8 protein-coding genes are annotated in these 9289 nt (G+C 68.3%); all 8 read left to right on the top strand.

What is annotated here, in order from left to right:
* On the top strand, nucleotides 1-920 hold a 920-nt coding region (locus ABZS97_RS41935), incomplete at its 5' end, for a molybdopterin-dependent oxidoreductase (protein WP_356148409.1).
* The gene (gene nuoH, locus ABZS97_RS41930) at nucleotides 917-2293 is read left to right on the top strand and encodes an NADH-quinone oxidoreductase subunit NuoH (protein WP_356148406.1); all 1377 of its coding nucleotides are present in this window, start codon (nucleotides 917-919) and stop codon (nucleotides 2291-2293) included. The genes ABZS97_RS41935 and nuoH, both read left to right, overlap by 4 nt.
* Complete coding sequence (gene nuoI, locus ABZS97_RS41925; protein ID WP_356148403.1) at nucleotides 2286-2888, top strand: NADH-quinone oxidoreductase subunit NuoI; 603 nt, start codon at nucleotides 2286-2288, stop codon at nucleotides 2886-2888. Before nuoH ends, nuoI begins: the two co-directional genes overlap by 8 nt.
* The gene (locus tag ABZS97_RS41920; protein WP_356148400.1) at nucleotides 2885-3742 is read left to right on the top strand and encodes an NADH-quinone oxidoreductase subunit J; all 858 of its coding nucleotides are present in this window, start codon (nucleotides 2885-2887) and stop codon (nucleotides 3740-3742) included. The genes nuoI and ABZS97_RS41920 overlap by 4 nt, the downstream gene beginning before the upstream one ends.
* Nucleotides 3739-4038 carry an NADH-quinone oxidoreductase subunit NuoK gene (nuoK, locus tag ABZS97_RS41915; RefSeq protein WP_093829093.1) on the top strand — a complete coding sequence of 100 codons (300 nt, stop codon included), beginning with the start codon at nucleotides 3739-3741 and terminating at the stop codon, nucleotides 4036-4038. Before ABZS97_RS41920 ends, nuoK begins: the two co-directional genes overlap by 4 nt.
* Before the next feature lie 14 nt (nucleotides 4039-4052).
* Nucleotides 4053-5999 (top strand): NADH-quinone oxidoreductase subunit L, encoded by a 1947-nt coding sequence (gene nuoL, locus ABZS97_RS41910; protein ID WP_356148397.1) that lies wholly within the window; start codon nucleotides 4053-4055, stop codon nucleotides 5997-5999.
* 5 nt (nucleotides 6000-6004) lie between these two features.
* Nucleotides 6005-7576 (top strand): NADH-quinone oxidoreductase subunit M, encoded by a 1572-nt coding sequence (locus ABZS97_RS41905; RefSeq protein WP_356148394.1) that lies wholly within the window; start codon nucleotides 6005-6007, stop codon nucleotides 7574-7576.
* Nucleotides 7573-9222 carry an NADH-quinone oxidoreductase subunit NuoN gene (gene nuoN / locus ABZS97_RS41900; protein WP_356148391.1) on the top strand — a complete coding sequence of 550 codons (1650 nt, stop codon included), beginning with the start codon at nucleotides 7573-7575 and terminating at the stop codon, nucleotides 9220-9222. Before ABZS97_RS41905 ends, nuoN begins: the two co-directional genes overlap by 4 nt.
* Nucleotides 9223-9289: the final 67 nt, after the last annotated feature.

Genomic DNA, 9289 nt, shown 5'->3' with positions numbered 1-9289 from the left:
TGGCGGCCGCGCCGCCGTCGCGCCTCCCGGGCGGCCGCCCGGCCACCGACCCGCGCGCGCGGGACGAGGTCGCCGCCGCCTGGGGCGTCTCCGAACTCCCGCACCGCTACGGCCGCGACACCGGGCAGATCGTCGAGGCCGCCGCCGGCGGTGAACTGCGGGCCCTGGTGGTGGCGGGCGTGGAGGTCGCCGACCTTCCCGACCCGGCACGCGCGCGTGCTGCCCTTTCCGAAGTGGGCTTCCTGGTGTCGCTCGAACTGCGTCCCAGTGAGGTCACCGAACACGCGGACGTCGTCCTTCCGGTGGCCGCGGTCGCCGAGAAGGCGGGCACCTTCCTCAACTGGGAAGGACGAGTGCGCTTCTTCGAAGCCGCGCTCAAGCCCGAGCAGATGACCCGCCGCCTGGCGCCCACCGACGCGCGGGTGCTGCAGATGCTGGCCGACGCCATGGACGTGCACCTCGGTCTGCCGGATCTGCGGACCGCGCGCGGGGAGCTGGACCGGCTCGGAGCCTGGGACGGGCCGCGGGCCACCGAGCCCCTGGAGAGCGCCGCTCAACTGCCCCGCCCCGCCGCCGGGGAGGCCGTGCTCGCGGGCCACCGGCTGCTGCTCGATCAGGGCCGTCTCCAGGACGGCGACGCGGCACTGGCCGGGACCCGGCACGCCGCCCACGCGCGCGTGTCGGCCGCCACGGCCGCCGAAGCGGGCGTCAAGAACGGCGACATCCTCGCCGTCACAGGCTCCGCCGGAACCGCCGCGTTCCCGCTGGAGATCACGGAAATGCCCGACCGCGTGGTCTGGCTTCCGCTGAACTCCGCCGGATCGGGCGTCGCCTCCGACACCGGTGCGGTACCCGGCGCCCTCGTCCGAATCGGCCCGGCGACCCTCGCCCCCGAGGCCCCCAAGGAGGTGGAGGCATGACTCCGTACCTCGCCGCTGAAGACCTGTCGATGTTCGGCCACGACCCGTGGTGGCTGGTCGTCATCAAGGCGGTCTTCTGCTTCGCCTTCCTGATGATCACCGTGCTCTTCTCCATCGTGTGGGAGCGCAAGGTCGTCGCCTGGATGCAGCTGCGCATCGGCCCCAACCGGCACGGCCCCTGGGGCATGCTCCAGTCGCTCGCCGACGGCATCAAGCTGATGCTCAAGGAAGACGTCATCGTCAAGCGCGCGGACAAGGTGGTGTACGTCCTCGCGCCGATCGTCGCGGCCATCCCGGCCTTCATGGCGATCGCGGTGATCCCCTTCGGGCCCTCCGGCAACGAGGTCTCGATCCTCGGCCACCGTACGACAATGCAGCTCACCGACCTGCCGATCGCGATGCTCTACATCCTCGCGGTCGCCTCGGTCGGCATCTACGGGATCGTTCTTGCGGGTTGGAGTTCTGGATCCACCTATCCGCTGCTGGGCGGTCTGCGCTCCTGCGCGCAGATGATCTCGTACGAGATCGCCATGGGCGCCGCGTTCGCGTCGGTGTTCCTCTACTCCGGGTCGATGTCGACCTCGACGATCGTCGAACAGCAGCACGACCGCTGGTACATCATCCTGCTGCCGGTCTCGTTCCTGATCTACATCATCACGATGGTCGGCGAGACCAACCGCGCCCCCTTCGACATGCCGGAGTCCGAGGGCGACCTCGTCGGCGGCTTCAACACCGAGTACTCGTCCATCAAGTTCGCGCTGTTCATGCTCGCCGAGTACGTGAACATGGTGACGGTCTCGGCCGTGTCGACCACCCTCTTCCTAGGCGGCTGGCGGGCCCCGTGGCCCATCAGCACCTTCTGGGAGGGCGCCAACCACGGCTGGTGGCCGATGCTCTGGTTCACCATCAAGGTCCAGTTGCTGCTGTTCTTCTTCATCTGGCTGCGCGGCACCCTTCCGCGCGTCCGCTACGACCAGCTGATGAAGCTCGGCTGGAAGGTCCTCATCCCGGTCTCCGTGGTCTGGCTGATGCTCGTAGCCACCGTGCGGACCCTCAGGAACGAGAACTACGACTTCGCCGACATCGCTCTGTACGTCGGTGGCGGAGTCCTTGTCCTGCTGCTGCTCTCCTTCGCGGCCGACATCTTCCGCGACCGCTCCGGCAAGGAGCAGGAGGCCCCGGCCGAGCCCGCCGCCTTCGACCCGATGGGGGGCGGCTTCCCCGTGCCACCACTGCCGGGACAGGAGTTGCCGCCGGTGCCGCGACGCCGCCCGCGCCGCGAGCGCGAGTTGATTGTCAGTGGCGGGTCGGATACTGCGAGTGACGGACCGATTGGCGGAACTCGTGACGGAAAGGAGGGGTCCGATGGCTGAGGAGCCGAAGGAGACCAAGCCCGGTTTCATGAACCCCGTCGCCGGCTTCGGCGTGACCTTCAAGGCCATGTTCAAGAAGCGGCTGACCGAGCAGTACCCGGAGCAGCAGAAGACCACCGCACCGCGGTTCCACGGCCGGCATCAGCTCAACCGCCACCCGGACGGCCTGGAGAAGTGCGTCGGTTGCGAGCTGTGCGCCTGGGCCTGTCCCGCGGACGCCATCTATGTGGAGGGCGCGGACAACACCGACGAGGAGCGCTACTCGCCGGGCGAGCGATACGGCCGCGTCTACCAGATCAACTACGCCCGCTGCATCCTGTGCGGCCTGTGCATCGAGGCGTGCCCCACACGCGCGCTCACGATGACGAACGAGTTCGAGCTCGCCGACAGCAGCCGGGCCAACCTCATCTACACCAAGGAGCAGCTGCTCGCAGGTCTGGAAGAGGGCATGGTCGACTCGCCGCACTCGATCTTCCCCGGCATGGACGAGCAGGACTACTACCGGGGACTGGTGACGGAGGCCGCGCCCGGCACCGAGCGCCAGGTCGCCGCCTCCAAGGGGCAGAAGCCCGAAGAAGAGGGGGTGGAGGCATGAGCGCGCAGCTCGCCGCCGCAGCCACTCTTTCCGCCGGCACCTCCACCGGTGAGGCCTTCCAGTTCTGGGTCCTCGGCACGGTGGCCGTGATCGGCGCCCTGTGCACCGTCTTCATGAAGAAGGCCGTGCACAGCGCGCTCTGCCTCGCCGGAACCATGATCATTCTGGCGGTGTTCTACCTCGCCAACGGGGCGTACTTCCTGGGCATCGTCCAGATCGTCGTCTACACCGGCGCGATCATGATGCTGTTCCTCTTCGTCGTCATGCTTGTCGGTGTCACCGCGGCGGACTCCCTGAAGGAGACCATCAAGGGCCAGCGCTGGCTGGCCCTGGTGTGCGGCCTCGGCTTCGGCGTCCTGCTGTGCGCGGGCATCGGCAACGCCTCCCTCACGGAGTTCAACGGCCTGGCGAAGGCCAACGCGAACGGCAACGTGGAGGGCCTCGCCGCCCTCATCTTCACGAAGTACGTGTTCGCCTTCGAAATCACCGGCGCCCTGCTCATCACCGCCGCCGTCGGCGCCATGGTCCTCACGCACCGCGAGCGCACCGAGCGCGCCAAGACCCAGCGCGAGCTGTCCGAGCAGCGCGTACGGGAGGGCAAGCACCTGCCGCCGCTGCCGGCTCCGGGCGTCTATGCCCGGCACAACGCGGTGGACATCGCGGGCCTCCTCCCGGACGGCACCCCGTCCGAGCTCACCGTCAACAAGACGCTGCGCGAGCGGGGTCAGGTCCGTGACGTGTCGACCGAGGCGCTGAACGACCTGCGGGCGCTGGAACAGCGTGCCGAGGAGCGCCTGGAGCGCACCGAGGCCGAGCCGGTGCACCTCAAGAGGGCCGAGGAGGCGTCGAAGTGAATCCCGTCAACTACCTGTATCTCGCCGCCCTGTTGTTCACGATCGGCGCCACCGGCGTGCTGATCAGGCGGAACGCGATCGTGGTGTTCATGTGCGTCGAGCTCATGCTCAACGCCTGCAACCTCGCGTTCGTCACCTTCTCCCGCATGCACGGCAATCTCGACGGCCAGATCATCGCCTTCTTCACGATGGTCGTCGCCGCCGCGGAGGTCGTGGTCGGGCTCGCGATCATCGTGTCGCTGTTCCGTTCCCGCCACTCGGCCTCGGTCGACGACGCCAGCCTGATGAAGCTCTGAGGGGTCGCTGAATCGTGGACAACCTGATTGCGCTGCTCGTAGCGGCGCCTCTGCTCGGAGCGGCCGTACTGCTGTGCGGCGGACGGCGGCTCGATGCCGTCGGCCACTGGATCGGCACGGCACTCGCGGCCTCCTCCTTCGTCATCGGCGTGACCCTCTTCACCAACATGCTGGGCAAGGACGCCGAACACCGGGCCATCGGCCAGCACCTGTTCAGCTGGGTCCCGGTCGCCGGCTTCAAGGCCGACATCTCCTTCCAGCTCGACCAGCTGTCGATGACGTTCGTGCTGCTGATCACCGGCGTCGGCTCGCTCATCCACCTGTACTCGATCGGGTACATGGAGCACGACGAGCGCCGCCGCCGCTTCTTCGGCTATCTGAACCTGTTCCTCGCGGCGATGCTCCTGCTCGTCCTCGCCGACAACTACCTGCTGCTGTACGTCGGCTGGGAGGGCGTAGGCCTCGCCTCGTACCTGCTGATCGGCTTCTGGCAGCACAAGCCCAGCGCCGCCACCGCCGCGAAGAAGGCCTTCCTGGTCAACCGCGTCGGCGACATGGGCCTGTCGATCGCCATCATGCTGATGTTCACCACCTTCGGGACCTTCGCCTTCGGGCCGGTGCTGGAAGCCACCGGTGACACCTCCGAGGGCAAGCTCACCGCCATCGGCCTCATGCTGCTGCTCGCCGCCTGCGGCAAGTCCGCCCAGGTGCCACTGCAGTCCTGGCTCGGCGACGCGATGGAGGGCCCGACTCCGGTCTCGGCCCTCATCCACGCCGCGACCATGGTCACCGCGGGTGTGTACCTGATCGTCCGCTCCGGAGCGATCTTCAATGCCGCGCCGGACGCCCAGCTGGCCGTCACCGTCGTCGGCGCGGTCACGCTGCTGTTCGGTGCGATCGTCGGTTGCGCGAAGGACGACATCAAGAAGGCGCTGGCCGGCTCGACAATGTCGCAGATCGGCTACATGGTGCTGGCCGCGGGCCTCGGCCCCATCGGCTACGTCTTCGCGATCATGCACCTGGTGACGCACGGCTTCTTCAAGGCCGGGCTCTTCCTCGGCGCCGGTTCGGTCATGCACGGCATGAACGACGAGGTCGACATGAGGAAGTACGGCGGCCTCAGGAAGTACATGCCGGTCACGTTCTGGACGTTCGGTCTCGGCTACCTCGCGATCATCGGTTTCCCGGGCCTGTCGGGCTTCTTCTCCAAGGACAAGATCATCGAGGCGGCCTTCGCCAAGGGCGGCACCGAGGGCTGGATCCTCGGCGGCACGGCCCTGCTGGGCGCGGCCATCACGGCGTACTACATGACGCGCGTGATGCTGATGACGTTCTTCGGAGAGGAGCGCTGGCGCAACGCGCCGACGCCGTCCCCGGCGGAGCCGAGCGTGGAGCCCGCCGCCGAGACACGCGGTGAACACACCGAGCCGCACCCGCACGAGTCGCCCAAGTCCATGACGATCCCGATGATCGTGCTGGCCTTCGGATCGGTCTTCGCGGGCGGTCTGTTCACCATCGGAAACTCGTTCCTGCACTGGCTGGAGCCGGTCACCGGGCACGAAGAGGGCAACTCGCCCGTCAGCGCCCTGACGGTCACCCTCGCCACCATGGCGGTCCTCGTCGTCGGCGCCGGAATCGCGTACGCCCAGTACGGGCGCCGTCCCGTTCCGGTCGTCGCCCCGCGCGGATCGCTGCTCACCCGGGCCGCCCGACGCGACCTGCTCCAGGACGACTTCAACCACGTCGTGCTGGTGCGCGGCGGGGAGCACCTCACCCGCTCCCTGGTGTACGTCGACCACACCCTGGTCGACGGTGTCGTCAACGGCACGGCGGCCTCGATGGGCGGCCTCTCCGGACGGCTGCGCAAGCTGCAGAACGGCTACGCGCGCTCGTACGCGGTCTCGATGTTCGGCGGTGCGGCGGTCCTCATCGCTCTGACCCTGCTGATGAGGGCGGTCTGATACCGATGTCCTTTCCTCTGCTGACAGCGACGGCGGCGCTCCCGGCTCTCGGGGCGATCGCCACGGCCGCCGTGCCGGCCGCGCGGCGCGTCGCCGCCAAGTGGCTGGCGCTGCTCGTCTCGCTCGCCACTCTGGCGCTCGCCGCCGTGACCCTGGTGCGCTTCGACCCCGACGGGGATCGCTACCAGCTCACCGAATCGCACGCCTGGATCAAGGACTTCGGGGTGCGGTACGAGCTGGGCGTGGACGGCATCGGGGTGGCGCTCCTCGCGCTGACCGCGCTGCTCATCCCCTTCATCATCCTCGCGGGCTGGCACGACGCCGACCCGCACGAGACCGGCAACACGCGCTGGCGGCCCACTCAGGGCTTCTTCGCCCTGATCCTGGCCGTCGAGGCGATGGTGATCATCTCCTTCGAGGCCACCGACGTCTTCCTCTTCTACATCTTCTTCGAAGCCATGCTCATCCCGATGTACTTCCTCATCGGCGGCTTCGGCGACAAGGCTCACGAGCACGGTGACGAGGTGGCGGCGACGCAACGCTCGTACGCCGCCGTGAAGTTCCTCCTCTACAACCTGGTCGGCGGCCTCATCATGCTGGCCGCCGTAATCGGCCTCTACGTAGTGGCCGGGAACTTCTCGCTCCAGCAGATCGCCGAGGCCCGGGCCAACGGGTCGCTGCACATGGCGACCAGCACCGAGCGGTGGCTGTTCCTCGGGTTCTTCTTCGCCTTCGCGGTGAAGGCGCCCCTGTGGCCGCTCCACACCTGGCTGCCCAATGCCATGGGGGAGGCCACCACCCCGGTCGCGGTACTGATCACGGCGGTCGTCGACAAGGTCGGCACCTTCGCGATGCTCCGCTTCTGCCTCCAGCTCTTCCCGGAGGCGAGTAAGTGGGCGACGCCCGTCATCCTCGTCCTCGCCCTGATCAGCATCATCTACGGGGCGCTGCTCGCCGTCGGGCAGCGGGACATCAAGCGGCTGGTGGCGTACGCGTCGATCTCGCACTTCGGGTTCATCATCCTGGGCATCTTCGCGATGACCAGCCAGGGCCAGTCGGGCGCGACGCTCTACATGGTCAACCACGGGATCTCGACGGCCGCCCTGATGCTGGTGGCGGGCTTCCTGATCTCGCGGCGCGGCTCGCGTCTGATCGCCGACTACGGAGGCGTGCAGAAGGTCGCCCCGGTGCTCGCCGGCACGTTCCTGATCGGCGGTCTCGCCACCCTCTCGCTGCCGGGCCTCGCGCCCTTCGTGAGTGAGTTCCTGGTCCTGGTCGGCACGTTCACGCGCTACCCGGCGGTCGGGATCATCGCGACCTTCGGCATCGTCCTCGCCGCGCTCTACACACTCGTCCTCTACCAGCGGACGATGACGGGCCCGGTGAAGGCGGAGGTCGCCGAAATGCCCGACCTCAGGGTGCGGGAGCTGCTGGTCGTCGCCCCGCTGATCGCGCTGCTGATCTTCCTGGGTGTCTACCCGAAGCCGGTCACCGACATCGTCAACCCGGCGGTCAAGCAGACCATGTCAGACGTACACAAAAAGGACCCCAAGCCCGAGGTGGAGGCGGCCAAGTGAGCGCAACAGCCGTCCACAGCCTGTGGACAATGGCGGCAGATCCGATCGACAAGATCGACGCGCCGAAGATCGAATACGCACAATTGTCGCCCACCTTGATCGTCATCGGGGCGGCGGTCGTCGGGGTACTGGTCGAGGCGTTCGTGCCGCGCAAGTTCCGCTACTACGCCCAGGTGTTCGTGTCCGTCGTCGCGCTCGCGGCCGCCTTCGCAGCGGTCGTCGGGCTCGCGGCGGGTGGATACGGCACCACTAAGGCGCACATCGCGGCGATGGGCGCGATCGCGGTCGACGGACCGTCCCTGTTCCTGCAGGGCACGATCCTGCTCGTCGGCATCCTCGGCGTCTTCACCTTCGCCGAGCGCCGCCTCGACCCGGAGTCACACGGCAACCGCGTCGACTCCTTCGCCGCGCAGGCCGCCTCCGTGCCGGGCAGCGACAGCGAGAAGGCCGCGGTCAAGGCCGGGTTCACCACCACCGAGGTGTTCCCGCTGCTGCTCTTCGCGATCAGCGGCATGCTGGTCTTCCCGTCGGCCAACGACCTGCTGACGCTGTTCATCGCGCTGGAAGTGTTCTCCCTCCCGCTGTACCTGCTGTGCGCCGTGGCCCGCCGCAAGCGGCTCATGTCGCAGGAGGCCGCGGTCAAGTACTTCCTGCTCGGCGCCTTCGCCTCCGCGTTCACGCTCTTCGGTATCGCCCTGCTGTACGGCTACGCGGGCTCGGTGTCGTACGCGCGGATCGCGCAGGTCGTCGACGGCACCGTCCAGAACGTCGACCCGGCGCTCGCCGGCACCATGGGCAACGACGTGCTGCTGCTCATCGGCGCCGCCATGGTCGTCATGGGGCTGCTCTTCAAGGTCGGCGCGGTGCCGTTCCACATGTGGACCCCGGACGTGTACCAGGGAGCACCGACCCCGGTCACCGGTTTCATGGCGGCCGCGACCAAGGTGGCCGCCTTCGGCGCGCTGCTGCGTCTGCTGTACGTCGTCCTGCCGGGCCTGCGCTGGGACTGGCGGCCCGTCATGTGGGCCGTCGCGATCGTCACCATGCTGGGCGGTGCGATCGTCGCGATCACGCAGACCGACATCAAGCGGCTGCTGGCGTACTCGTCCATCGCGCACGCGGGCTTCATCCTTGCGGGTGTCATCGCGACGACCCCGGACGGCGTGTCCTCCGTCCTCTTCTACCTGGGCGCGTACTCGTTCGTCACGATCGGTGCCTTCGCCGTCGTCACGCTCGTCCGCGACGCGGGTGGCGAGGCGACCCACCTGTCCAAGTGGGCCGGCCTCGGACGCAGGTCTCCGCTGGTGGCGGCCGTGTTCGCGGTCTTCCTGCTCGCTTTCGCAGGCATTCCGCTGACCTCCGGCTTCGCCGGGAAGTTCGCCGTGTTCAAGGCGGCGGCGGAGGGCGGCGCGGGAGCGCTGGTCGTGGTCGGTGTGATCTCGTCGGCGATCGCGGCGTTCTTCTACATCCGCGTGATCGTGCTCATGTTCTTCAGCGAGCCCCGGCCGGAGGGCCCGACGGTCGCCGTGCCGTCGCCCCTGACCATGACCGCGATCGCGGTGGGAGTGGCCGTCACGCTGGTGCTCGGTGTGGCACCGCAGTACTTCCTGGATCTGGCGGGGCAGGCGGGCGTCTTCGTCCGCTGATCCGCCGCAACTTCACCGCACGGGTGCCCGAACTGCCGGTACGCCGTGGCGAGCACGTCGTCGATCC

Origin of the sequence: Streptomyces sp. NPDC005485 (assembly GCF_040606085.1) — a bacterium.
GTDB lineage: Bacteria > Actinomycetota > Actinomycetes > Streptomycetales > Streptomycetaceae > Streptomyces.
This window is presented reverse-complemented; position numbering and strand designations above follow the sequence as displayed.